This is a genomic window from Facilibium subflavum (assembly GCF_003574485.1).
Lineage (GTDB): Bacteria > Pseudomonadota > Gammaproteobacteria > Francisellales > Francisellaceae > Facilibium > Facilibium subflavum.
The window spans coordinates 1-25,834 of sequence record NZ_QLIT01000048.1; the positions used below are offsets into that span (position 1 = coordinate 1).

A 25,834-nucleotide genomic window follows, 5' to 3' on the forward strand; every position below is an offset into this window, starting at 1 on the left:
TTAGATGCGTTTACCCTGTTTACAGACACCTTATGATTTAGCCAATCATCGTTGTTTAAGTTATAAAACCTATATGAAAGGTTACTGGAACTGGAAATTTTATGATCAAAATAAACAGCTTATCCATGTTCCTGTTAATACAGACCTTGTATTAGATACTGAAATAATGCAAGCTTATGCGGTATCGGCAGGATGGGGGATTGCTCAAATTAGTGAAAGTGTTGTGACTGAAATGAATAAAATCACCCATACTGATATAGTGGAAATATTGCCTGAATATAAGCTGCAAACTAAAGGCCTTGCTATTTATGAAAATACGATGCAAAGCCACCCATTTAAGGAAGAAGTTTTAGCCGTACTACGAAATTACTATATGAAGTCGGGCTTACAGGCTTAACCAGCTAAATAAGCAGTGTACTATAGAAACTATCTGGTTTATAAATTCGTTTTCAAAAAATCGACGAGGTTGTTTAATAAGGGGTGCTTCTGGTCTTTTCGAACATACAGTACACGATCCATGTCACCTATCTCATAATCTGGTAAAATCACCTCTAAGTCTTTTAACTGCAGATATTCTACAATGTCGTCAAGTAATACCCCAATCCCCACATTTCTCACTATAGCAATATATTTTATAATAAATGCATCAAAACTGAATTTGCCCTTTAATTCCACGGTCGATTTTTCTCCAGTTGTTTTATGTGTCAAACTAAGGCTTTTTTCTTCAGTGAACTTGGATAACAAACACGAATGATTTTGCAAATCAGCAGGTTTTTTTGGCATACCATGCGTTTTTATATATTCTTTGGATGCATATAATTTAAGTGAGCTCTTTTTTCTGTGCTTGATTAACCATAGTGAGGGGTCAATCAGGTGTTCAAACTCATTACGAAGTATAACAATATTATAGCTATTAATATATTGCTTTACGATTAACCCATATTCTTGTAATACGACTTGTGCATAAGTGTTAATTTCCATTGAATAGCCTTGTGTATTAAGTGTTTTAAATAAAGGACTTTGTGTTAACACCGTAGCGCTATAGATATCCAGGAAAAGTTTAAGTTTATTTTCTTGTGTAAATTTTGAAATATCATCATCTGCTTGTAGTAAAAAGGCTTTTGCCTTTGGGTAAATAATATCTGCGGTGGGCGTAGGGCGTATACCTTGCTGTGTTGTCTGGATAAGTTTAGTACATGTAAGCTCTTCAAGTTTTGTGATGATGCGTTTACATGTATGTGCGTACATATTTAGCGATTGAGTTGTTTGTGCATATGAGCGAGTCTCATATAAAGTGCAAAATACATATAAATCCTTTAAGCTAACCTGGTAAATAACATCTAACCATTTTTTATTCAAAGCTTCCATTGAATTTCCCTTTTTTGACCATGCTACAATTAGATAATAGCACGTTAAAATCAAGTTTTCGCTATTGTGATGTGTCAGAGTTTGCTTGACCTAACGTTGTATTTTTGTTTGCAATCGTGACTTTGAGTGATGTAAGGGAGCAAAATTCCTGTTTTAATTATTTACTTGTTTCGGGTAAAGGTGGTTGATGTATATCACCATCTGGCTGGATTTGTAATAACTTATATGCCTTATTCATCTGTACCCAGTAAATTATCCAAACAATAAGCACGATTAATGGGGCAGCAGGGGTAATAAGCGGCATGGGAATCCAGAAGAAAAGCTCGATAATCACGATGCCAAGTCCAAGATTAAAAAGCACTTTCCCCTTTTGTTTTATTTGTGGATTTTCATATTTTTGTAATGCTTTACCAATACCAAAAGGGAGCATAAGCCATTGAAAGATATAAGTAATAAGGGGAACAAGAAAAAGCCAGGCAAACCATGGCGCAAAGATGCGTTTTTCCTTATCAATAGATTTGACTAACCGGTAAGTCTGCCAGGAAAATAAAATGGCAATAATATAGATGACAATCATCGCGGCGATGATGGCGATCAGGAAGGTGGTATCTAAATGTTTCATATCAGTCATCTCTTGATGCATAAGGCGTGTATCCTTTAAGTTTATGTTTTAGTTTCATTATGGCAAAACTATACCAAAATGCGAAGCCTATTATTGAATTTTAGCCTAGGCACGACATAAGCTTGCCACACTGATTCGATCAATTTTGTTGTTAGGATTGTTTAACAGTGTCTTGATCATAGCCTGAATGGTTGCGCCAGTTGTAATGACATCATCAACAATCAATAGGTGTTTGGAAACAATTACATGGCGCTGAGCGATGGTACCATGCAATTGCGTTTGTCTTTGGGTATAATTTGATTTGGCTTGTGGGCGGGTATATCTTGCCTTTATTAATGCGCGCGCATCATAGTGGTTACGATCGTGATCATAAAGGCTTTTTGCTAATATTTCAGCCTGGTTAAAGCCTCGATATAGGTAACGTAGTCGGTGGCTTGGCACTGGTAAAATTAAATCAATATCTGATAATGCATGCTGTTGTTGACAGGTTTGATAAAAATATGATGCCAAGGCTTTTCCTGCCAGGTGATTTTTATTATATTTAAACATCGATAAGAGCTTTTTAGTATTACCATCATAGTGATTAAAGCTATAGATAAATATGGTTTCACCTTGAACTTTTATGATTTTCCGCTTATTCGTCAGGGCTTCTTTGGCTAAAGCATCTTGACAAAAAATACATAAGGCTGACTGTGCTGATTGATGACATAAGATACATTCATAATGAACCAACGACACAGAAAGTTGCTTGAATAGTTTCTGAAATATCGATTTTATTTTCATTGCTAAAACACCATGATGACACAGTGTTTATTTAAGCAAATTTTGGCTAGAAAGAAAGTAAAGAAACCACTATTGCCAGCTTGATGTATTTGACAATAGTGGTGGTGTTGGTATATCCACCTGCGTAGATTTTAGTTGCCTTAGCGGCCAACCGGGCCTCTAACAGGTAAGCTACTTTTCATCTCTGTTTTATTAATGGTTATTGGAAAACCACTATCAACTGTTTGAAATGACCATGCATCAGCGGTTAGGACTGCATAGGCTGAGTTTGTCCAATAGTTTCCGTCTTGCATGTTATTAAACCCTTGGTTATTTAATGCAGCAGCAATACTTGTTTTACTAAAATCACTTAATGTTAATGCCTCATTTCTATTGGGCAAGTGCCAGTCACTATAGCCGCATAATTTTGTTGTTGCATTATTCATGTTACTGACTGCCGTTAGTGCATCATCCCAAGATAACCAATTAAGTGACGCGGTTGTATTGGCATAATCAGGCTGTGTTAGCAGATCGTTATTGGCATCTTTAAATCCAATAGTCCCGTTTTTTGCCCACATTAAACCGGTGGCCGTATCTACAAGTGCGTCATTGCAAAGGTTACCATCAATATCTAAGGCTGGTTGAAACCTGTCTTGTGGTAAAGCTTTTCCAGCTTGTACGGCGCCATCTGAGCCAGCAGGTGCTGGATCAAGTGGGGTTGTTGCCGTTTGACCTGTTTGTAATAGCGGCGCCACTGCTGCAAAAGTGTAGTTATAGCCACTTGATAGGCCAATTAAGCTTAATATTAATAAAGGCTTTTTGCATTTTTTATATAGTTGTTTCATTATATTTCTCCCATTTAGTTTGTTTCACGCACAGGCCATGTTGCGATATTCGTGCTGGTTTTCCCCGAAGCCCCTGTGAGAGCAGATTCTAGATTAACACCCCAAGCGCTACTCGTACCATTTGCGTAAGTTGATCCTGTCCAGTAAGTGTCAACCTGGATATTTTCAAAACCTTGTGTATTAAGCCATGTTGCTGAATTGGCTTTATTAATGTTGGTTATGCTTAACTGTTCTAATATATTAGGTAAGTGCCAGTCACTATAACCACAAAGTTTTGTTGTTGCACTGTTCATGTTGCTGATTGCTGTTAATGCATTACTCCAAGTCACCTGGTTAAGTGAAGCAGTTGCATTGGTGTAATCAGGCTGGGTTAATATATTCCCGCCACCATCTTTAAAGCCAATAATCCCATTTTTAGGCCACATTAATCCTGTGACCTGGTCAACAAGTGCATCACTACAAGGGTTTCCATTAGCATCTGTTGCCTCAACGAATCGAGGCTCAGGCCATGCAACACCTTTTTGTAAGGCACCATCCGAGCCCGCAGGTGCTGGATCAAATGGCGTTGTTGCTGTTTGCCCTGTTTTGGCAACTCCAATCGTTGCAACAGTTGATAAAGTTATTGGACTGTTGGCTGCATCATCTGCAGATACTTCAAAAGTAGTCAGCGTACCTAAAGCTTCATCATTAGCAAGTTGAACCTTGAAGGTACAGCTTTGATCCTGGTTTAAAGTATCCGAACAGGTATTGTCAGTCACAGTAAATTTATCAGAATTAGCACCTGTGTTTAACTGGATGTTCTGAATCGCACTTGTTGTTGCCTTTAATGTCACTTGTGTTGGTGTGAGATGAGTGATTGCAAGCACAGGTAACGCAAGTGCACCATCGCTATTAAAGAAGCTCATTACACCTTGTGGTTGTGTTGTGACATCAAGTGCAATAGGCGAGTTTTCAGCGTTATCTGCTGAAGCTTGTAATACATAGGTTTGTCCAGTCTCTGTTACCGTATTAGCAAGTAATAAGTCAAAACTACAACTGTTATTAGGTGCAATCGATTGCCCACTACATTGATCATTGCTTATAGCAAATTTATCACTATCTGTCCCAGAGTTGACTTGGATATTTTTAATATCGCCAACACCATCGTTTTTGAGTGTGATTGTTTCAGGTGTTGAGCTTGAAACGGTAAGCGCTATACTGGTAATTGCCTGTTGCTGGCTATCAGTATATTGCATCGTACCTATACCTTCAATAACATTAAAATCAATAGTTGCACCCGCTAATGGAACGTAAGTCTCATCATTGGTTAATTTGGCTTGTAATGTATTTGACTGTATTGGTGCATTGGCTGCTGCGATAATTTCAACCTGGCAGCTTGGTACTGTCCCTGAAATACTGCATTGGCCATTGGCTGGATTAAAGGTAATCCCTGTTGCATCTGTGGTTAAGGTATAGGTCTGGCTGTTATTTACGGTACCCCAATCGCCATTATGGGTAAATATAACATAACCACTTTTGCCTTGAGGGATATCTGTAATTGCTTCTTTGGCATTATTTTGTAATGCCACTGATGCCGTAATATCACCTGGCACGACAGGCAGTCGTTGCTCTTTTGCTTCAAGGCCATCAGCAGTGGCTTTTAAACGATGTGCACAGCTTTGTGTTGGTGCTGTCACCGTAAATACAGCATTATCACCAACAGATACTTGTTGCGAGGCAGGTTTGATTGTTAATTTTGGATCACAACTGGAGATATCGGTTAATGAGACATTTACCTTATTATTCGTACTGGCTAAAGCAGCCATCTGTAAGACTTTTGGGTTCACAGCAACCGTGACGTTGTGTGTTGCCCCTGGCTCAAATGTGCTAGGTGCGGATAAATCTAAGCTGCCTGCCTGTGGCGTTGGTGTTGGCGTTGGGCTTGGGCTTGGGCTTGGGCTTGGATTAGAGGATCCACCGCTACCACCACCGCAGGCACTTAGCAACATAGCGCTGGAAAACAAGCAAGTTGTTAACAGGCTGGCTACCAATTTTTTACGTGGCTTTCCTTTACTAAAAGAAAGCTTATGTTGATGTGTTTTTTTCATTATCATACTCCTTAAAGTAGGTTTTACTTCATTCATCATTCACACCTGGCATGAATAAGCTTTCTTGTTCTGTATAATGCCAAAGCGTATTCGATGACCTTTACCGATAGCGTTATTTTTTATTAAGCTACGGTAGTTTTGTGTACCCAAATTAAACAGGTTGATGGTTTAATGATCAACGTTAGATATTGCAGTCTGGAGCGCATTTTTAATTATGTTTAGATGGAGTAGCGAAGATGAAAGTAAGTTTTCACGTTTTATAAATTGTTATCTATACTCTAAGCTATAAAGAGATGGTAAAGGCATATTGGGCAATCATGCAGGAATATTTATCGGATAATTTTTCACTCAAAGAGTTGTCAATATTGTTAGCATTCATTCAGCTATGTTCTTTTTCATCAGTTGCAGAAAAGCTTAATATCGAACCATATACGGTTAAGCGAATTATAAAAAAAATTGAGCAGGGATTTGGTTTTCCTATTTATATATTGCAAAATAATAAAGAAATAGTTATCACAAAAGAAGGGCAAGCACAGCTGCCCTGGCTGATAGATTTTCTTCAGAATGCGCAGAAGATATTCGCCATTGATAAGCCTTTATCAATTTTTGCATCAGTATTTATTTCGCATTTAATGGTTAAGCACTGTTTTCAAGCACTTGCAGATGATAAAGTTGTCTTGTCAACATACTCATTGGGTCGTGCTCGTGATTATGGACTGTTGACCAAGCAGATGATTAATACTTATGATGTTGTGCATTTAAATCAGCAATACGAGCATTTAATTGATCCTAATTTATGGGTTTGTAAATTCCGTTATACAACACAGGTAAAACTTTATGCGACGCCTGAGTACTTGAGAGCCTTTCCGGATATCAAAACACCTGAGGATTTACGCCAGCACCAATGCTTAAGCTTTCGTCGACAAGATGAAAATGTGTGGACTTTTTATGATCGCAACAATCAAATCCACCAAGTGCGCATTGATTCACGCGTGATAATCGATACGACATTTATTCAGTATTTTGCCGTTGAAGAAGGCTTTGGTATTGCCAAACTTGAGCAGCCGGTAGTGGAATATTTTAATCGTCATGATTTAGTAACGGTGTTACCTGAGTATCGTTTAGATAATCAAGATTGGGCTGTTTATGTGAGAAATGATTGTAAACATAAAGCAGTTAAGCGTTTTATTGATACGTTTAAACAAATGGTGGATGATAAATTTTAAAAAAGGTTATAATGATGTCGATGTTTAACAGGGAAAGTGCTTATTTACATATTAGCATTCAAGAGCTGCGCATTTTTGAGATGCTCATGAGAACAGGGTCTGTGAGATTAGTTGCTAATAACTTAAATATTTCTCAAACTACTTGTAATCGGGCAATTGCTTCTTTGGAAGAAAAACTAGGTGTTAATTTATTTTTAAGGCAAAAAAGCGAGTATAAATTAACAATAAAAGCCATGCAGCTTTATGAACCCATTTTGTCCTTATTAAAATACGATCATCAAAAAAACATTAATGGAAAACAAAGTGCAAGAAACGTTACTTTTTATTTCCCAATTGCAGGCTCTTATTTGGCAGCCAAATATTTAATACCGATGCTGGTGAAAGAGTTTGACGAGCTACAAGCTGAGCTGATAACGTTTACGGTATCGTTTTTGTATAGCTTTCCAACCTATGCCCCGTTTGTAATTGACTGCATGGATTTTGTTTTTTTAAATGATGAATATTCATATATGATTAACTCAAATATATGGAAGCCATTGTGCCAGATTCCATTAACACAAAAAATCTACTGTTCAAATCGGTATTTAGCAAGCGTTGGCGCTGTAAAAACGCCTGCTGATTTATCTCAACATAAGTGTCTATCTCTCAATGTTAACGCAATTGAGTACTGGCAATTTTTAGATAAAAATGATCAATTGTATGAAGTGGCCATTAAACCAAGTATGACGATTGATAGCGAGGCTTTACAGGCGCATGCTGTTGATGCCGGGTTAGGAATTGCCAGGCTAACAGAAGGACTGATTAAAGGTGATCAAAGAGCAGATATCATTGAAATTTTGCCTGACTATCGATTACCTGATTTTTCTTCAACGCTTTATGTGAATAGAGCGTATCAGGATAATGAAATTATTGATAAAGTTGTTCGCTTTCTCAGCACAGCGATGTGATGATTTCATGCACAGTGTTTTTCTTACATTATAATATTGCTTATATCACTTATAAATTATTTCAGAAATATCAGTTGAAGTCTAAAAATGCATTCCATGATGCAAATATCATTCTTGATTCAATAAATACATATTGATTTAATAATGATCGAATTTGATTGCTTTTGATGCAGTTGAGTATGAATGTAAGCTTAAACAAAATATATAAAGGTATAAATTATGAAAAAATTTCCAATGAAGCTAACGGCACTTTGTACATTATCCCTATTAACCAGTGGGCTATATGCTGCAGATTGTCATGTTAAAGACATTAAAGATGCACAAAGTTATACACCAACGCTTGATTTTCAATGTGATCAGGCAGTTGACTTAGCGCACAATGAGATCAGGTTTGATCTCTCAGCGGGTGGCATAAACGGTGCATGGAATTTTGTGGCTGATGGTCAATCCCTTGGCCTAGATGTAGCAATAGATCAGGCGGAGAACCATATAACACTTAAATTGAATCCCTGGAATACAGCGGCCAAGGTTAAAGCTGGACAAACAGTTTCTTTTCAATATTCACCAACAGATGCTGCACAAATCAGTAATTTCCGTGTTGGTGATGAGACACCTGTCAAGCAGGGGAGCATTTCCTTTAGCACGTCAAAAGGCAGTCAAGCGATTCCAGATGATGCCGTTATTTTATTAGAAGATGAGCAAGGTCAGATTGCCTATCAGCTTCAATGGCAGCAAGTTGCAAAGCAATCTTTCTCAGTTGCACCTGGTACATACACGGTTGTAGCTTACATTGCAGGTCAGGATAAACACATACCAATTCAGGTTGTTTCAGATAATCCTGTGACAGTAACAGAAAATAAAACAAGTAAAGTTACCCTGGATTATAAACAACAGCAACAAGCTCAATTGCAGTTGAGTTTAAACTATGTAAAGCCAACAGATGTAGAAAGTGATAAAATAACGATTACAATGCAAAACATCAATCAGGTAAATGATGTACAAAGCATTGATCTTGGTTGGGGAAAATCGGTTGATATACAATTACAGCAAAACCAAACGTATAAGCTTTCAGTAAGTACAATTTCAGGTCGTCAAAATATCTATGAATTTGCATTCTTACCTGATAGCACGATTACGACAGATAGTTCCACGATGAACTATCAAAGAAAATTACAAATGCATCAAACACCAATTCAAACATATGAAGTCAGTGCAAATATCAGTGGATTACCAAAGGTAAAATCAACAACATTGACAATTTTACAAGATGGGAAAGTTATTAAAACTCAAACCATCCAAAACGGTGAAACAAGCATTGATTTGCAAGCTGGCAGTTATCAGGCCAAAGCCACAACGGTTATTGACGGGAAGTATCAATATCAATTATCGCCTGTATTATTTAATGTTAAAAAAGACATGATAAACACATTGGCTTTAAGCTTTAATAAGCAAAAATTTTCTAACCAGGTGCGTGGATGGCCAAATTATATAGCAATGGGTGCAGTTACTGATGCGAATGTAGCAAATACCAATCAATTAGAAGATCGTAATATTGATTCGGTATTTAAATATGCCGGTGATGGTGGCAATGGCGATCCAGGTAAAATCGTTTATCCAATATATACGCAAAACACATATAACTTTGCGGATAAGCTATCAAAGCTTAATGGACATAAAACACGTCCTGTCATGGTTGTTTATACCGCTGAAATGAGTGGTGGAACAAGCTTTAAGGACTTTGATAATGAAAAATCAGATAGTGCATTAGAAAATCGCGTGTTGACCAAACACTTTGTTAATTTAATGCTTCTGGCGCAAACGATGCAGACAGAGCATGATAAAGATGATTTAGATGGCTCGGTTGTTTTAAACCCGGATTTAATGGGTATGGTTCAACAGCAAAAGCTTGATAAGCAGCTATTAGATGAAAATCCGAAATATATTGACGTTGAAAATGCGATTCAACAGGCTTATTGGTTTATGACAACAGCGCATGACTGGCATTTGGTGTTATCTAATGGTAAGAAGCTTGATATTGAGCAAAAAACACCTGAGCAGTTTATCCAGCTGGTTGAAAGCGGCGCACTTAAAGCTCAGGGTGTTTATAGCCCATGGGATATAAAAACACCTTGGCAAGATGCGGCAATGGATATATTAAACCAATACAAGGACACGCATGCAGATTTACCGTCCTTTGAAAACAATTTTAAAGGGTGGGTGCAAGCGACCAACTGGGTGATGAAAAAATTTGCACCTTCAATCAGCTTTGGTTGGCAGGAAAATGTCTGGAATATTGGTAGTGCAACTTGGGTTCATAATGATTTAACTGAATCCGAAGTAGCGCAAAAAGTATCTAACCCAACAATTGCGTTATGGAAAAAAGCAGAAGTTTATAGTGGTCAATATAAACCAGATTTCTTTGTGTTTGATAAATATGAGCGTAATCCAATTCCTGGTGAGGTTGGGGCAGGGTTTGCATGGAATGCACGCGATTGGGGTAATTACTTAACATACGTTAAACAATTATCTGAAGGCTTAGGTGATTTACCAGTAATGTTATGGCAAATTCCAGGTGGACATTTGCAAACAACACAAGAACATACACAAGTAACACACGGGGCTACAGGACCAGATTACTTTCTTGGTAATCCAGATGTGGATAAAAATTTAAGTAATCTGCAAGCATATATTAAAGATATCAATTTGGCGGATGGCACTTATCATTGCCAGAGTGATGAAGACTGTCAGCTACCTAATTATCTGCTGCATGATAAGGGAAATACAGATCATAACTGGCAGATCGGCAATATGGATAAAGCCCAAGAAAGCCATGTCTTTGCCATTTTATGGGGTGGTGGAAGTACGACAAGTGTCGGTACTTTCCCAATGAGTGATGATGGTTGGTTAGCCACGCAGGTGAATAACTATGAGTCTCAATATGATTAAATAGTAATCTGCAGGTTATTGATGTGAGCAAATACCCGTCTTTTATGAAAGCGGGTAAACATCGAGCTTCAGGCGCTAGAGTCCCAGTTGTTAAATGTCAATTGGCTCATATGCGCTTTACGTTATCGCTTGGCATAGCACCATATTTGCTATCTTTGGTGCCTTAAAGAATAATAGCAGAAGCAATTAAAGATGATTGTGCAAGGGGGAAATAAAAAGCGTTATCAAACGTGAATTATTACTGTAATAGCAACGATAGCTCACATTATAAGCAATATCCAGCGTATTATAATGGGGTATGTAATGAAATTGAAGTATAACAACAAAAAAGTAATGATCCTGCTAGGCTTAAGCATGCTTGCTAGCATGGCTTTTGGGCGTGAGATAAAAATGACTGCCGAAGTCAAAGGGATTTATCATGTCGTGTATTTAGCAGGGGTTAACGCAGATCGACTGCAAGTGAAAAAGGGTGATCGAGTCCTTATTCAAACACCAAAATCAACCCGTGTCTCCAGTGCCTGGGGGTCGATGATGTTAGAGCATTGCCGGTATAAAGGCAATCTCGCCAAAGAGGAAAAAACTGCTAAAACTATCTGTTATGTGCAATCGATTATTCCTTGGCGCCATGGTTTAAACATCGGCATACAAGCGCTTGATGAAGCAATGTCAGGTGAGGCTACAATTGTTATTGATAAGCTAAACGCCTGATTTACAAGGCTATAAAATATAAAAAATTGAATTGCGTTTGCACTGCAAATTTCAGCAATGACGATGAATTTAGATCACAACAGCCTGTCCTTTGTTGACCTTGTCTACACAATTGCTAGACTTAAGACTATGTTTACTTTGTGTGGATTATCACATTGAAGTCAGTGCTTTTAGAGAATAAGTCCTATTATCCAAGTAAAATCATTTGTATTGGGCGTAATTATCATGAACATATTAAGGAGCTTGCTAATGAGCTGCCTGCTTCACCGGTTATTTTTATAAAGCCAAACTCAGCGATCAGTCAAAAATTGTTGATTGATGCAGCGCAATCACTTCATTATGAAGCTGAGCTTTGTTTCTTGGTAATATCAGGAGAGATATCAGGTGTTGGGTTTGGCCTTGATATTACAGATCGCCAGCAACAGAGCTACCTTAAAAAGCATGGTTTGCCATGGGAGAAAGCAAAGGCTTTTGATAATGCAGCTGTGTTGTCTGATTTTATCCCAATAGATAAAAAGCATATCAAGTATTTAAGTTTTGCGCTTATGATTAATGGCAAGCTTGTACAAGAAGGTAATTATGCGCAGATGATCTATAAACCACAACAGCTAATAACAGAGATACAAAAGAGTTTTACGCTGGTTGATGGTGATATTATGATGAGTGGAACACCTAAAGGTGTGGGTGTGATCGAAGCAGGGGATTTATTTACCTGGAAGATAAAGCAAGGCAATAAAGTAATTTTACAGGGGCAATGGCAAGCGGCATATTCCCCGAAAAATATAATTATAAATAAAAAAGGATAAACACGATGTGGGCAATTACAGGCAGCAGTGGTTTTGAGAGCTTTGATGAATTTGAAATCCTGGAAACACTCCCCAGAGAAACGCCCTTTGGACTTTGTTCAAATGGCTTATACCGTATTAAAGTTGGTGAAAAGGAAGCACTATTTTTATGCAGAACGGGTCAAGGTGAGAATCGTTTACCAACAAAAATTAACTATAAGGCAAATATTTATGCATTAAAAAAATATGGGGCAACAGCGCTTTTGGCGCTGTCTTCAGTCAGAAGCTTAAATGAAACACTCAAACCTGGCGATATGGTTATTCCATATCAGTTTATTGATCGCACAAAAGGTATCAGGCAGTTTACTTTTTGTGATGATGGTTTATTAGCTTATGTGTCTTTAACCCACCCCATCAGTGAGGAGATTGCAAATAAAATCAAGGAAAAGCAGAAAGACTTTGATTTTGCCATGCATTTTTCTCAGGCTTATGTTTGTATTGATGGGCCACAGTTTCCAACAATGCTTGATGCGCGTTGTTATCAGTCAATGGGTGCGGGTATTATTGGCATGACGGCTTTTCCTGAGTTTGCCTTGGCACGTGAGGCCGGTATGCATTATGTGCCTTGTAATTTTATTGTTGATTATGTGCCATGGCGTTTAGATATTGAAAATAATGACTGTATTTTGCAGACACGTTCTGAAAACTATGATAAAGCCAAAAAAATTATTTCATGGGTTATTCATAATCTGCATTCATATGCTAAAAAAGATTGCAATGATATGGGGATTGCAAGCAGTATCAGTAGCCTAAATGATCGCTTAACACCAACACAAGCCAGCTGGTTTAATGTGCTTGCCAAAAGTAACAGTGAGCTTAAGGCATTAAAGCCACAAGAAAAATTAAAACTTTATCATGATACAAAACCAATCCCAATGAAGCTTCAAAACCTGCTAAGCTTTGTCAATAAATATAAAAAAGAAGGTAGTGAAACAATTGACTCTGTTCGAAAGACAGCATCTTCACTCATACTGTATTCAGGTGTAAAACAGCAAATTGCCTCAGTGCGTGATTTTACATTAAAGCTTGGTAAACGTGAGGTTGCCGTGCGGTTATATCATCCTGATCCAGCAAAACATCTTCCAGTGATTATCTACACACATGGTGGTGGATTTGTTTCAGGGTCCGTAGATGCATTTGATGCGCCTTGTCGATCACTATCTCATGCAACCAATCGTGTTGTTGTTGCGGTTGACTATCATTTGGCACCTGAACATCCTTACCCGCAAGGCTTAAATGATGTTTATGATGTTGCTAACTGGGTTTATCATCATGCCGAAGATATAAAAGCCAGCAATGAAGATTTAACGATGGTTGGTGATAGCTCTGGTGGTAACTACACAGCATTAAGTGTTTATAAAGCGCATCAAACAGGTGATTTTAAAGTCAGTAACCAGGTGTTGATTTATCCTACCACAGATTTAAGTCATCAAACAGCATCGATGCGTCAATTCGCACAAGGCTATCTTTTAGAGGCAAAGCGTGTTTTTTGGTACAACGCACAGTATAAACCTGAGGATATGGATGGGAAATCACCAGAAATTTCACCACTTTATCTTCAAGATTTATCTGTTATGCCAAGAACGATGGTAATTACAGCAGGCTATGACCCACTAAGGGATGAAGGGCTTTTATTTGCCCAGAAACTATTAAAGCTTGGTGTTGATACGCATCATTATCATTTTGATAATATGATACATGGTTTTATAAATTTTGCTAAACTAGTACCTGAAGAAACACAGTTTTTATACCAGCGGATTGAGCGTTTTTTGGATCACCGTGATCTTGGGTAGTACATCGCTTGTGAAATAATGTGCAAACTAATGTAACTACATGCATAATTCTTTTCTTCAACCTAAAACGCCCACTTAACTGGTTATAAATGGAAATAAAGCAAGAAGGTGGGCTTTATGTTGGCAAAACATCAAAGGTTAATAAAACAAGGTGGCTTTGGATTGATTGAGGCAATGATTACCTTGATTATTGTAATCTTTGTGTTTATTTCATTTGTATTGGTCATGCTAAAGTCAATGAGTGCCGCAGGTCATGCAAATAAACAAGCCGATATGAGTATTGAACTTGATAATCGTGTGCAAAGTGCTTGGATAACAGGTAGTATTGATACGACATCTAATAATGGGGTTAACTACAGTATCAATGGTACGATGCTAAGGGCAACTGATACGCGTTTAGCTATCAATCAGGAGCGTGTGGCAAGTGTACAGGTACAATGAGTTATTTGGGAAAAAATATTCAGGGATGAGTCTAATCCAGCTTCTTGTTGGTATTGTTATCGGTGTGTTTGTTACTTTGATTGCCGTACAGATGTATTTTGTCGTTCGTGATAAATATGGCACAGTTATTACCAAAATGGACAGTAACAGTAAGGCTTTGATGCTATCACAGGCCTTAAGAACAGCCATTGATGATGCAATGGTGCCAAGCCCACATGGATTTTGGCCTTGGCAGAATAAAGCATTAAGGATTCCAGGCCAAAGTTTTAATCCTTTACTCTATCCTCCAATTTATGCAGCAAGCAGTATTGATAACTTCACACCGTATAATCATGTTTCAGGGACTGATCTTCTATTGGTTCAAGGGGTGATTGCACATGGGGGGACAACCAGTGGTGTCAGTGCAAATGATACAACAATTCCAACAACGCTTTCTATCAGTGATAATGACTATGTTTTATTATCCGATCAGGATAATCATCAATTGATGCGTGCTAATAGTGACTCAACAGGCGCCCAGGTAAGTGTTTTACAAGGTCCATCTATTGATTTTGCGACAGACAGCTTTGTTGGACATTACCAAACACTGATTTTTTACCTACGTCAAGATGGCAGCCAAACAGATTTGTTTGTGAACATCGATGATGCTTCTGCAGGGCAGGAAGTTATTGAGGATGTTGATGATTTCCAGGTTGAATATTATATGAATGGCACCTGGCAGAGTGTGCAAAATGCTTCTGTGTCAGGTTATGTCAACAGTTGGTATAAAAGTGTCCAGGCAATTCGCGTAAAATATCAAATTGAAAATAAAAATTACAGTGTTGTGTTGGTTTTAAAGGCTAATAGTTTATAGTGTGAATATAAGGGGGAACAAGAAATACTATAAAATCACTTATCAGTGGTATAAAATAGCCAGGTCATTAAAGTAGCGATATATACATTACATGAAAAATTATGCATTAATCATTGAGTATCATGGTAAAAACTACAGTGGCTGGCAGCGGCAATCACATGTGATTAGTGTGCAAGGATGTTTAGAAAAAGCCTTATCAAGCATTGCAAATGCGCCGGTTGAAGTGGTTTGTGCCGGCAGAACAGATGCGGGTGTACATGCTACTGCACAGGTGGTAAGTTTCAAAACACATGCGCTTAGAGATATAAATGCCTGGTATATGGGCGTGAACTCGTTACTGCCAAAAGATATTAAAGTGATTGATGTATATGAAGTTGATGAGAATTTTCATGCACGTTTTAGTGCGGTTTATCGACGTTATAATTATGTGATTTATCAGCAAAAAGGCAATAGTGCGCTTTGGGATGAGCATAGTACCTGGGTTCCTTTTGCCTTAGATATAAAAGCGATGAATGAGGCTTGTTATGCGCTTTTAGGTGAGCAGGATTTTAGTGCCTTTCGCTCATCACAATGTCAATCACATAGTGTTTATCGCAATATTCACCATGCTTGCTTTACGCAATTTGGTCAGTTTATAATTTTTGATATTCAAGGTAATGCTTTTTTACATCATATGGTGCGTAATATTGTTGGGTCAATGCTTGAGATAGGCCAGCACATAAAACCAGTTGACTGGATTAAAACATTACTTCAAGGAAAAGATCGTACTCAGGCAGGAAAGACAGCGCCGGCACAAGGTTTGTATCTGGTAGAAATCAACTATCCAGATAAGTTTGGTGTTAAAGCCAAGCGTCAATGGCGGGAATTTTTCCAACCGTAATTTATTGCAAAAAATTCAAAACGACAAAGCTGGAAAAATACATAATCAGTGGTATACTACTTTGAGTTTGTTGCAATCTAAAATAATAAGTTATAAACCGATGTATATTACACTTTATATTCAAAAAGACTGCCCTTATTCTCATAGCGCACGCATTGCTTTGGAAGAAAAACGCATGAGCTTTAAAGTCGTTGAGCTTGATTTGCAAAAAGACAAAACGCAGATTTTGTCTTTAAACCCGGAAGGGACATTACCGATATTAAAAGAGCGTGATCATATCATTTATCACCCTGAGATCATTATGCTTTATATCGATGAACGTTATCCTGCCCCTTCATTATTGCCTAATTACCCAGTTGAGCGTGCCAGAACACGCTTGGCAATGAAGCGGATTGATCGGGAATGGTACTCAATTATCAATTTTATTCTCACCAGCAATGAAAAAGCAAAGGTTGAAGAGGCAAAAACAGCACTTATTGATAGTTTTAAAGCAATTGAGCCGATTTTTTCTGAAAACGAGTTTTTTATGTCAGATACCATGACATTGGCAGATTGTTCATTAGCTGCATTGTTGCATGCATTACCTAAAGTCGGCATTGAGCTTGATGCGTCATTAGGTGAGATTAACAGCTATGCAAATAGAATCTTTGCAAGAGAGTCATTTCAGCGAACACTTCCTAAGCAGGTCAAAAAGGTTTATCGCAGACATTAAGGTGGCGTGAAAAATGTGGTATGAAAGTGCAATTCACTATTTATTCTTTGTTCTAGAAGTTGCAACGATTGCTGTTGCTGTCGTACTGGCTTTTGGTGCAATTATTGGTGCATCCATTAAGGCAAAAGGATTAAAAAAAGGTAGACTACAAGTCACACCCTTAAATAAAACATATCAAAAAAATCAGCATGAAATTGCAAAAGAGGCTTTATCAAAATCAGCGATGAAAAAGCTGGATAAGCAGCATCAACTACAAGCAAAAGCACTAACCAAGGATAAAGAAGCGCATAAGCGCCTTTTTGTCATTGATTTTCACGGTGATATGAAAGCCTCTCAGGTTGAAGCACTTTCACAAGAGGTTGATGCAATTTTGTCTATTGCAGATAAAAACAAAGATAGCGTACTTGTTCGTCTTGAAAGTCCTGGTGGTGTTGTCAATGGTTATGGTTTGGCTGCTGCGCAATTAGCACGAATTCGTCATGCAAATATTCATTTAACCGTTGCAGTTGACCAGGTAGCTGCCAGTGGTGGCTACATGATGGCATCAGTTGCAGATAAAATTATTGCTTCTCCATTTGCGATTATTGGATCCATTGGTGTGATTGCACAACTGCCAAATTTACATCGCTTTTTAACAGATAAGGGGGTAGATGTTGAGCTTCATACGGCAGGGAAGTATAAACGAACACTAACTATGTTAGGTGAAAATACCGATGAAGGCCGTCAAAAATTTAAGCAAGAGCTTGAAGTTGTGCATAAGCTTTTTAAAACGCATATTACTACCTATAGACCTAAGCTTGATATTGAATCGGTAGCAACAGGTGAGTATTGGTTTGGAACAACCGCTTTGTCGCTTAATTTGGTTGATGAGCTTATGACAAGCCATGCCTATTTGCTTGACCAATATCAGCAGGAAAAATGTAAATTACTGCATGTAAAATATCATATGAAAAAATCAAGATTTGCTTCAGTTTACCATTCAGCAGTAAAACAGTTAACAAAAGTTGGTCCTTAATGCTTAAAGATCAAGGCAATACCTGGCAGGAGCGCCTTTTACAGCCTATTCAACAGGCTTTTTTACTTGGTAAACTGCCGCATGCTTTGTTATTTCACACACCAAAAGCCTGGCCAATGGAGGCGATTTTTGATCAAATAGGGCAGCTTTTATTTGATCAAGATAAAACAGTTACGAGTAATACGCATCCTGATGTGGTAAAACTTGAGTGTGATGGTGGGCAGATTAAGCTTGATGCTTTAAAATCAGCGCTTGAAAATGTTTATCTAACGTCATATTCAGCCAAAGCCAAGCTTGTGATTATTACGCCACTTGAGGCGTTGAATCTCTCTGCGGCAAATGCATTATTAAAGACATTAGAAGAGCCGCCTGAAAATACTTATTTCTTGATGTGTGCGCATCAGCTAAACTGGGTAGCATCAACGCTATTATCACGTGTGCAAAAATTCACATTGCAGTTAACGGTACAAGATAAGATAAGTTATTTGAAAAATCATTATCAAATGGATGATGCATCCTGTCAAAAGGCATTATTAATATCACGAGGGATGTTAGCAATTATTGATCAGATCAAAAGTGATAGGAGCTTTTGGTATTTGCGTCGAGATCTGTGTATGGCGATTGCAGGTAAAGTGCACCCACTTGTTGTTTCAACTGATTTAGCACAACGATATGAGGATAGTTTATACTGGCTGATGAGCCTACTTATCGATGCTTATTATTTAGCTTTGGGGGTGCAGCAAAATTATTTAGCCAATAGTGACCAGCTTGCTGTATTGCAGCTATTATGCAACAGGCATGATCTTCAAACGCTTTATTATTATTACCAAAGGTTATTAGCACTTAAAGATTATCAGGGTAAGTATATTAATATTAATAAACAACTGGCTTTGGAAGCTGTATTATTACAGTTAGCACAAAGTAAATAATAAAAGGAAAATTTATGACACTGACTTCAGAGAAAAAACAGCAGTTAAAAGCCCAGGCACATACGCTAAACCCTGTGGTTATCATTGGCGATAAAGGGTTAACGGATAATGTGATTGCTGAAATTGATGGCGCTTTAACCGCGCATGAGTTAATTAAGGTTAAAATTGCCGGTGGTGATAAAGATCAGCGTAAGGCTCTTACAGAGGAGATTTGTGGGAAGCTTCATGCACAATTGGTTCAGTTAATTGGCAATATCTCTATTATCTATCGTAAAAAGGCAAAGAAAAAATGAGTTTTTTTCCTGTTTGCCGGCCAAGGCGCTTAAGAAAAACACAAGCTGTGCGTAACCAGGTTGCAGAAACCGTTTTACGTACAGAGGATTTAATGTATCCAGTTTTCGTGGTGCATGGTGAGAATATCAAAAAAGAAATCAATGGCATGCCTGGGCAATATCATTACTCATTGGATCGTTTACCTGAGCTTATTAATGAAATTGAAAAAGCGGGTATTTTATCGATTATGTTATTTGGTATTCCTGCAAAAAAAGATCGATATGCCAGTGAAAATTATACGGATAATGGCATTGTGCAAAAAGCAATACGCTTGATTAAGACACTTTCTCCCGCCTTGGTTATTGCTACTGATGTTTGCTTGTGTGCTTATACAGAAGATGGTCATTGTGGGATTACACACAACGGTCAAATCGATAATGACCAAACCCTTGATATTTTGCAAAAAACAGCCGTGTCACATGCCCAAAGTGGTGCAGATATCGTAGCCCCTAGTGGGATGATGGATGGCATGATTCAAGCAATGCGCCAAGGGTTGGATCAAAATGATTTTTCTGATGTGATGATTATGTCTTATGCGGTGAAATATGCTTCAGCATTTTACGGCCCATTTAGAGGGGCTTGTGGCTCTGAACCTACCGGTGATAGAAAATCATATCAAATGGATTATCGAAATAAAAAAGAAGCACGTAAAGAAGCCAGAATGGATCAAGAAGAAGGTGCGGATTTTTTAATGGTCAAGCCGGCATTAAGTTATTTAGACATTATCCAGGATGTTGTTGAGCATAGTACTTTACCGGTTGCCGCGTACCATGTCAGTGGTGAATATGCGATGATTAAGGCTGCAGCTGGCAATGGTTGGGTGGACGAAAAAGCGATTGTGATTGAATCATTAACCTCGATTAAGCGCGCTGGTGCAAAAATTATTTTAACCTACTATGCGCTTGATGTGGCACAGTGGTTGGCTGAAACATAGGGGCACCTCATTAAAAAAATGAGGCGCCCTATATTTATACTGAAAATGGTTGAGCAATATCAAAAATTAACGCAAAATAAACCACAAAAACACTTAATAGCACCATACCGTTTAATACACTTGTTCTTCTTGAGGTAAAGGTAATAAGACTGATAAAAAAGGTCAGTGCCATAAGAACGACTGCGGTTGGATTAAGACCGAGTATAAGTTTTTGATTTAACAGTAAACCAATGGTCAAAACTGATGGCACGGTCAAACAAATTGTAGCAACTGCAGAGCCCATGCATAGATTAATTGAGCGTTGTAACTGGTTTTTATAAGCGGCCTGGATGGCGCTTACACCTTCAGGCGTTAAAACCAATAATGCGATAATAAAGCCGGCAAGCTTATTTGGCAGGCCTGCTTCTTGCACGCTGAATTCTAAAAATGTGGCCAGATTCTTTGATAATAAAATCATTACGATTAACCCTGCAAGCAATAAAAGCGTATGATAGAAGACCTTGCCTGTGGGATGTTTTACGTCTTCTTTTTTTTCTTCCTCACTTCTTTCAAGGGAAAATTGAAAGTAATCTTTGTGGGTAATGGTTTGTTTGACTAAAAAAGTTGCATAAAGCATGATACAAACGATGATGATAATAATCGATTGTCCAAGACTAAAGGTGCCAGCTGATGTTGTTTGTGTGTAATTTGGCAAAATTAAAGTCAAGGTAATCAGTGGGATTAAAACAGCAATATACGCGCTTGCCCCTTCGATATTATACAACTGTCTTTTATGTTTTATGCCACCTGTTAAAAGGCTTAGACCCGCAAAACCATTAATGGCAATCATAATAACCGCAAACATCGTATCTCGGGCAAGTGTTGGATCACCTTTTCCGATTAACATCATTGTCACAATGAGCGAGACCTCAATACTGATAACGGCAAGTGTTAATATCAAGGTACCATAAGGTTCACCAAATTTCTCTGCCAACCAATCAGCATGATGAACGACATTAAAGGCACAAATAAGCATTACGACAAAGATGAAAAAAGTGATCAGCAAAGTGTGGATATGGGAGATATTTGTGGGGCTTAGGTTATGAAAAACAAAATTAATTAATACAAATAAGACAAGTGGTAGCACTAGGCCGTATTCATTTTTAATAAAGCGTAAACATTTCATTCTTCTATCCTAAGGGTTAATTTGAATTGACAGCGCATGAATATAAGTTTTCATTAATTCATCCAAGCAATGATAAATAGCCTGGTGTGCTTTTATTTTTGGCAAGCTTGCCAAGTAGCTGCTTTGAATAATAAGCTGAAAGTGAAATTTGTCTGGTTGAAAATGCCGGTGTTTTCGATGTTTATCTGTTTCATCAATAAGTTCAATTTTTTGCGGTGCAAAGGTATCAGTTAACTTTTCTTTAATAAGGTTTTGCAGTGTAATGGTATCCATGTCATTGAATAACCTGCGTTGGCGTAATAATAACATCCATTGTAATATCCCAAGAATTAATTGCAATTGTATTTACTTGCTGCTCATCAAAAGCAATACCAATAAGTTTTGGTGTTTTGAAAAAAGGACTTCGTCTAAATGAAAAACTGGTATCATAGAAACCACCGCCCATGCCGATGCGATTTTTTTGTGTATCAAAGCCCACTAAAGGTACCAAAACAATATCTAATTCCCATGGCTCAAGAATAAGGTCAAAATCAATGGCCGGTTCTAGCAAGTGGTATTTATTTTTAACCCATTTCCCATGATTTTGAATAAACCATAGATGACGTAAGTGAAGTGGATGTAGTGCCGGGTAATATAATGTATTATTTTGGCTTTTTAAAAACAAATCAATAAGTGCAGGTGAAATTTCTTCAGCTGTTGCTTTATAACTGGCAATTTTTAAATTGGCTATATCTGAAAACACAGTAAGAAACTGTTGGTACAGCAGTTGCTCATAGGTTTCTTTTATCGTGGGTGAGAGCGCTTGGCGTTTTTGTCTTAGTGTTTGACGAATGTCCATTATGCTAAACCTTATATGTCCTTAATTATCGTGCATCCAAGTCTCAAGGATAACACAAGCAGCGACATCATCTACTTTTAAATGACGATTTGATTTTTTTTGTGCTTCTTCAAGCCGCCAACGTGCTTCACGCGTTGAAAATGTTTCACTGACTAAATGAATCGGTATTTGATAGCGAAGTTTAATAAGCTCAGCAAAAGCACGTGTATCTTTGGTGATCTGGGTTTCCTGGTCTTTTGCATCAATTGGCAGACCAATGATAATATCACTTGGGCGCCATTTTTTAATAATCTTATCAAGCATTATCCAATCAGGTACACCATTTTTTGCATTAATGGTTGCAACCGGTGATGCAGTTTGCGTAATCATTTGTCCTGACGCAATGCCAATACGGCTTTTACCAAAATCAATACCGATTAATCTTTTGTTGTTCATGTAAGATGGGTAAAAATTTTTACTTACTTTGTATGATAACGCTAAAAGGATTTGTTATGCTATCTTTATTATTTATTTTTAATTTGGTTGTTATGAACGATATTACCGTTGCTATTGGTGTTATTTTAAATAAAGAGAAAAATGGTGTTTACATTACAAAACGCCATAAGGATAAGCATTTAGGTGATTTATGGGAGTTTCCTGGGGGAAAAGTTGAGGCAAATGAATCGATTAATGCTGCATTAGTACGTGAATTATATGAAGAAGTAGGGATTCATGTAAAAGCATCGACTTTCTTTCAGAAAATTTATTTTACCTATCCGGATAAAAGTGTTGCGCTTTATTTTTATATTATCGATGAATTTGAGGGTATGCCCAAAGCAAAAGAAGCCCAAAAAATTGCTGAGGTTTCCTTTCAAGATTTATCAAAATTTGCAATGCCAAAAGCGAATGAGACAATTGTGGAGGACTTATTAAAGATGAGGTTAAAAATTTGTTAACCTATATTTTGTTCTGTTTTTTTGCATTATTTAAAGCTTCTTGCCAGAAAAGGGTTAATAAAACCATAATGACAGGCCCTAGATAAATACCGATAAGCCCAAACGCTTCAATACCACCTAGTGCGCCTAAAAAGGCCGCTAAAAAATGTATATTAACATATTTTTCAATAATAGCTGGACGTATCCAGTGATCGATAATAAAGGATAAAACTGTACCGATAATAAGAATGATAAGGCCACTGATTAATTGGCCTTGAACCAGTGTAATTAAAAAGATAAGAATTAATACAAAGGGCAGGGCAAAGGGGATGGCTGTGGCAAGTGCAGTAAAAATCGCAAAAAAGATCGGATAAGGTAGATGAGCAAAGTAATAAACAACGCCTAAGATAACGCCGGTGCCAAGCCCTGTATAAACCATACTGTCTAATACGCTTCGAATGACAAGACGTGCTTTGATAAAATATTCACTAAAGCCAGGTGTATAGGCTTTTATAATATGGTTTAATGCATCAGAAAGTCTGGCACTATTTAAGAAGATAAAGAACAAAACTAAAAGCATAATTAAAAAGTGAAAGCTTTGCATCACAATAAACAGTGCAATTTGTCCTGCTTTTTCATAAGGGATGGCAAACTTTGTTATCATTGCTTTTAATGCATCAGGATTTAAGATGTAATGGTCCCAAAAATTGGATAAATATTTGCCAACCAAAGGCAGGTTGGCCAAATTCTGGGGAAGGTGAAGTTTTTCCTGGTGGGCGTGGGATAGGTACTGCCCAAGATTGATAAACTCGTTGATACCAATATAGAGGATCCAAATCTATAGAGGATCCAAATCAAAGGCAGTAAAATTGCAAGGCCAACAATAATGGTAAAGCTTAATGCGGACAAGGAGCGTTTATGCCTTAAAAGTTGTTCCCAATAACCATACAATGGCCACACCGAGATGCTCAAAATAATCGCCCAGAGGATGATTTTAACATACGGGTAAAGCACCCATAGTGTCAGCAATAAAATGCTAAGATATAGAATTGCTGCAATAAATTTATTAATTTTATCCGTCATAAACTTTTTTGTTGATTGTGCACAATAATGAGTGTAAACAAAGCCTGCTGTTTTCACAATGTGTATTGTAATCAGTTGGACATTAAATGCTGATTAATGTAAATTACAAACCACAATTGTTGTCGTGGTAAAGAGGCGCTAAGTGGTTATTGATACACAATTTTTGGACAGGTGCAATCAAACGCTGTTAGAAGCGTATAAAAAGCTGTTGCAAAGTGAAGAAAATAGTATTCAATATGATTTATATCGCTCTGCAGTAATTAAGGAGTTTGAAGTAATTTTAGAGCAGTCAGGAAAGTTATTAAAAAAAGCATTGGCAGATTATTTTCATTCAAAAAAAGCAGTTGATCGTTTAACATTCAAAGATGTTTTTCGTCATGCAGGTAACCATGGTTTGTTGAGTTTAGATGCTGTTGAAAGGTGGCTTGTTTATCGTGACAATCGTAATTTAACAGCACATGATTGTGGTTTTGATCTGGCAGAGAAAACTTTACCATTGATGCCAGGATTTATTAAGGATGTGGAGCAACTTATTAAGGTATTAGGGAAAGGTCATGATACTTAGAGATGAAGATAAAAAGAGGCTTTTAAACATTGCAGAGACAACGCTTAAGACACCTTGTGAGATTTGGGCGTATGGCAGTCGTGTTGATGGTAGTGCGCACGATACTAGTGATTTAGATATCGTAATTCGGACGGCTGATTTATCACCATTACCAATTGAGGAGTTAAGTGCCTTTAAGCAGGCAGTTCATGACTCAAATATTCCTATTTTAGTCCAAGTAAGTGATTGGGCTAGGATGCCTGAATATTTTCACTCGAACATTTTGGCAAATTATGAAGTTTTAAAATGTATCAAATAGCTGGATTTACACCTTTTGTCATTTTTCTTTGATCTGCATTAAGTGTTAGGTTGCAAAGCAAGCGATAAGAGGCTTTGATGTATTTGTGCAACTTTACTCAGAAGGCTATGTTTGTCACCATTATTTTCAATGACAAAGTCACTAAAAGCTTTTCGCTCATTATCTGAAATTTGGCTATTGATCATGGCGTGTGCTTGTGTATAGGTTTGATTGTCACGTTGCATAATTCGTGTGATCTTGGTGTTTTTATCAGCAACAACTGTGATAATTTTTTGTAAATAAGGATAGTGCGATAAAGAATCCTTTGTTAATAAGGGGATATCAATTAAAGTATAAGGGCTTTGGCTTTTCTCAAGCGCAGTATGGATATGTTCACGGATAACAGGATGGGTAAGTTGATTCAGATGCTCTCGTGCTTTGTGATTGCTTGTGATGATTTGCCGTAAAATCGGGCGGTCAACCTGGCCGTCTTTGGTGAGCACTGTATCACCAAAATAAGCGGCAATATCAGCGATGACGGCCTTTTCTTGTAAAACTGCTTTAGCAATGCGATCAGCACAGATAACATCGATATCAAACTTTTCAGAGAATAATTGGGCAACGGTTGTTTTTCCGCTGCCAATACCGCCTGTTAAACCAACTGCATACATATTGTATATACCTTTTTATTGTTTGTTGTTATACTCGCAAGGCAAGTAAACAAGCGTAAAGCTATGCGAAACTAA

29 protein-coding genes are annotated in these 25,834 nt (G+C 37.6%); 18 read left to right on the forward strand and 11 right to left on the reverse strand.

Annotated elements, in window-relative coordinates:
• Positions 1-73 precede the first annotated feature (73 nt).
• Positions 74-397 (forward strand): type 2 periplasmic-binding domain-containing protein, encoded by a 324-nt coding sequence (locus tag DNK84_RS03665; protein WP_162902197.1) that lies wholly within the window; start codon positions 74-76, stop codon positions 395-397.
• A gap of 38 nt (positions 398-435) precedes the next feature.
• Here the strand turns inward: DNK84_RS03665 and DNK84_RS03670 are convergent, their stop codons facing one another.
• The 5 genes from DNK84_RS03670 to DNK84_RS03690 all read right to left on the reverse strand — a co-directional run bounded on the left by DNK84_RS03670 (position 436) and on the right by DNK84_RS03690 (position 5,684).
• Positions 436-1,368, reverse strand: a complete 933-nt coding sequence (locus DNK84_RS03670; RefSeq protein WP_119343217.1) for a LysR family transcriptional regulator — start codon at positions 1,366-1,368, stop codon at positions 436-438.
• Between the two features lie 157 nt (positions 1,369-1,525).
• Positions 1,526-2,011 carry a hypothetical protein gene (locus DNK84_RS03675; RefSeq protein WP_119343218.1) on the reverse strand — a complete coding sequence of 162 codons (486 nt, stop codon included), beginning with the start codon at positions 2,009-2,011 and terminating at the stop codon, positions 1,526-1,528.
• An 84-nt stretch (positions 2,012-2,095) separates the two neighbouring features.
• A complete protein-coding gene (locus DNK84_RS03680; protein WP_208123250.1) occupies positions 2,096-2,728 on the reverse strand; it encodes a ComF family protein in 633 nt (210 codons plus the stop codon).
• A 185-nt stretch (positions 2,729-2,913) separates the two neighbouring features.
• Complete coding sequence (locus tag DNK84_RS03685; RefSeq protein ID WP_119343220.1) at positions 2,914-3,597, reverse strand: Lcl C-terminal domain-containing protein; 684 nt, start codon at positions 3,595-3,597, stop codon at positions 2,914-2,916.
• A gap of 14 nt (positions 3,598-3,611) precedes the next feature.
• Positions 3,612-5,684: an Lcl C-terminal domain-containing protein gene (locus tag DNK84_RS03690; protein WP_119343221.1), complete on the reverse strand. Its 2,073-nt coding sequence runs from the start codon at positions 5,682-5,684 to the stop codon at positions 3,612-3,614.
• A gap of 293 nt (positions 5,685-5,977) precedes the next feature.
• Between DNK84_RS03690 and DNK84_RS03695 the strand changes: the two genes are divergently transcribed.
• The 14 genes from DNK84_RS03695 to hemB all read left to right on the forward strand — a co-directional run bounded on the left by DNK84_RS03695 (position 5,978) and on the right by hemB (position 20,246).
• Positions 5,978-6,910, forward strand: a complete 933-nt coding sequence (locus tag DNK84_RS03695) for a LysR family transcriptional regulator (protein WP_119343222.1) — start codon at positions 5,978-5,980, stop codon at positions 6,908-6,910.
• A 14-nt stretch (positions 6,911-6,924) separates the two neighbouring features.
• The gene (locus tag DNK84_RS03700; protein WP_162902198.1) at positions 6,925-7,857 is read left to right on the forward strand and encodes a LysR family transcriptional regulator; all 933 of its coding nucleotides are present in this window, start codon (positions 6,925-6,927) and stop codon (positions 7,855-7,857) included.
• Positions 7,858-8,076: 219 nt separating this feature from the next.
• Complete coding sequence (locus tag DNK84_RS03705) at positions 8,077-10,803, forward strand: hypothetical protein (RefSeq protein WP_119343224.1); 2,727 nt, start codon at positions 8,077-8,079, stop codon at positions 10,801-10,803.
• A 303-nt stretch (positions 10,804-11,106) separates the two neighbouring features.
• Positions 11,107-11,511, forward strand: coding sequence for a hypothetical protein (locus tag DNK84_RS03710; protein ID WP_119343225.1), 405 nt, complete (start codon positions 11,107-11,109; stop codon positions 11,509-11,511).
• 164 nt (positions 11,512-11,675) lie between these two features.
• Positions 11,676-12,317 carry a fumarylacetoacetate hydrolase family protein gene (locus DNK84_RS03715; RefSeq protein WP_235826817.1) on the forward strand — a complete coding sequence of 214 codons (642 nt, stop codon included), beginning with the start codon at positions 11,676-11,678 and terminating at the stop codon, positions 12,315-12,317.
• A gap of 5 nt (positions 12,318-12,322) precedes the next feature.
• Positions 12,323-14,149 (forward strand): alpha/beta hydrolase fold domain-containing protein, encoded by a 1,827-nt coding sequence (locus tag DNK84_RS03720; protein ID WP_119343226.1) that lies wholly within the window; start codon positions 12,323-12,325, stop codon positions 14,147-14,149.
• Positions 14,150-14,266: 117 nt separating this feature from the next.
• Positions 14,267-14,590, forward strand: coding sequence for a type IV pilus modification PilV family protein (locus tag DNK84_RS03725; protein WP_119343227.1), 324 nt, complete (start codon positions 14,267-14,269; stop codon positions 14,588-14,590).
• Complete coding sequence (locus DNK84_RS03730) at positions 14,574-15,443, forward strand: PilW family protein (RefSeq protein WP_119343228.1); 870 nt, start codon at positions 14,574-14,576, stop codon at positions 15,441-15,443. Before DNK84_RS03725 ends, DNK84_RS03730 begins: the two co-directional genes overlap by 17 nt.
• Positions 15,444-15,534: 91 nt before the next feature.
• Positions 15,535-16,323: a tRNA pseudouridine(38-40) synthase TruA gene (truA, locus tag DNK84_RS03735; RefSeq protein WP_119343229.1), complete on the forward strand. Its 789-nt coding sequence runs from the start codon at positions 15,535-15,537 to the stop codon at positions 16,321-16,323.
• On the forward strand, positions 16,280-17,035 hold the full coding sequence (locus tag DNK84_RS03740; protein WP_162902199.1) for a glutathione S-transferase N-terminal domain-containing protein: 756 nt from the start codon (positions 16,280-16,282) through the stop codon (positions 17,033-17,035). Before truA ends, DNK84_RS03740 begins: the two co-directional genes overlap by 44 nt.
• 13 nt (positions 17,036-17,048) lie before the next feature.
• Positions 17,049-18,050, forward strand: a complete 1,002-nt coding sequence (sohB, locus tag DNK84_RS03745; RefSeq protein WP_119343231.1) for a protease SohB — start codon at positions 17,049-17,051, stop codon at positions 18,048-18,050.
• Positions 18,050-18,979 (forward strand): DNA polymerase III subunit delta' C-terminal domain-containing protein, encoded by a 930-nt coding sequence (locus tag DNK84_RS03750; protein ID WP_119343232.1) that lies wholly within the window; start codon positions 18,050-18,052, stop codon positions 18,977-18,979. The genes sohB and DNK84_RS03750 overlap by 1 nt, the downstream gene beginning before the upstream one ends.
• Positions 18,980-18,993: 14 nt before the next feature.
• Positions 18,994-19,272, forward strand: a complete 279-nt coding sequence (gene yhbY / locus DNK84_RS03755; protein ID WP_119343233.1) for a ribosome assembly RNA-binding protein YhbY — start codon at positions 18,994-18,996, stop codon at positions 19,270-19,272.
• Entirely contained in the window at positions 19,269-20,246 is a 978-nt protein-coding gene (hemB, locus tag DNK84_RS03760) for a porphobilinogen synthase (protein WP_119343234.1), read from the forward strand. The genes yhbY and hemB overlap by 4 nt, the downstream gene beginning before the upstream one ends.
• Before the next feature lie 34 nt (positions 20,247-20,280).
• On the opposite strand, the gene DNK84_RS03765 is transcribed toward hemB, so the two are convergent.
• The 4 genes from DNK84_RS03765 to ruvX are packed head-to-tail and all read right to left on the reverse strand — an operon-like array spanning position 20,281 to position 22,684.
• Positions 20,281-21,411, reverse strand: a complete 1,131-nt coding sequence (locus DNK84_RS03765; RefSeq protein ID WP_119343235.1) for a calcium:cation antiporter — start codon at positions 21,409-21,411, stop codon at positions 20,281-20,283.
• A gap of 9 nt (positions 21,412-21,420) precedes the next feature.
• Entirely contained in the window at positions 21,421-21,684 is a 264-nt protein-coding gene (locus tag DNK84_RS03770) for a BolA family protein (RefSeq protein ID WP_162902200.1), read from the reverse strand.
• Between the two features lies 1 nt (position 21,685).
• A complete protein-coding gene (locus DNK84_RS03775) occupies positions 21,686-22,249 on the reverse strand; it encodes a 5-formyltetrahydrofolate cyclo-ligase (RefSeq protein WP_119343237.1) in 564 nt (187 codons plus the stop codon).
• A gap of 21 nt (positions 22,250-22,270) precedes the next feature.
• A complete protein-coding gene (ruvX, locus tag DNK84_RS03780) occupies positions 22,271-22,684 on the reverse strand; it encodes a Holliday junction resolvase RuvX (RefSeq protein ID WP_119343238.1) in 414 nt (137 codons plus the stop codon).
• Positions 22,685-22,740: 56 nt separating this feature from the next.
• Here ruvX and mutT point away from each other — a divergent pair, with 56 nt between their 5' ends.
• Positions 22,741-23,184 (forward strand): 8-oxo-dGTP diphosphatase MutT, encoded by a 444-nt coding sequence (gene mutT, locus DNK84_RS03785; RefSeq protein ID WP_162902201.1) that lies wholly within the window; start codon positions 22,741-22,743, stop codon positions 23,182-23,184.
• Between the two features lies 1 nt (position 23,185).
• On the opposite strand, the gene DNK84_RS03790 is transcribed toward mutT, so the two are convergent.
• The gene (locus DNK84_RS03790; RefSeq protein ID WP_119343240.1) at positions 23,186-23,827 is read right to left on the reverse strand and encodes an AI-2E family transporter; all 642 of its coding nucleotides are present in this window, start codon (positions 23,825-23,827) and stop codon (positions 23,186-23,188) included.
• Between the two features lie 561 nt (positions 23,828-24,388).
• Here DNK84_RS03790 and DNK84_RS03800 point away from each other — a divergent pair.
• Both DNK84_RS03800 and DNK84_RS03805 read left to right on the forward strand, forming a co-directional pair.
• A complete protein-coding gene (locus tag DNK84_RS03800) occupies positions 24,389-24,811 on the forward strand; it encodes a nucleotidyltransferase substrate binding protein (protein ID WP_119343242.1) in 423 nt (140 codons plus the stop codon).
• Complete coding sequence (locus tag DNK84_RS03805) at positions 24,801-25,109, forward strand: nucleotidyltransferase domain-containing protein (protein WP_119343243.1); 309 nt, start codon at positions 24,801-24,803, stop codon at positions 25,107-25,109. The genes DNK84_RS03800 and DNK84_RS03805 overlap by 11 nt, the downstream gene beginning before the upstream one ends.
• 38 nt (positions 25,110-25,147) lie before the next feature.
• Here DNK84_RS03805 and coaE read toward each other — a convergent pair whose 3' ends face one another.
• Complete coding sequence (coaE, locus tag DNK84_RS03810) at positions 25,148-25,759, reverse strand: dephospho-CoA kinase (RefSeq protein WP_119343244.1); 612 nt, start codon at positions 25,757-25,759, stop codon at positions 25,148-25,150.
• Positions 25,760-25,834 lie beyond the last annotated feature (75 nt).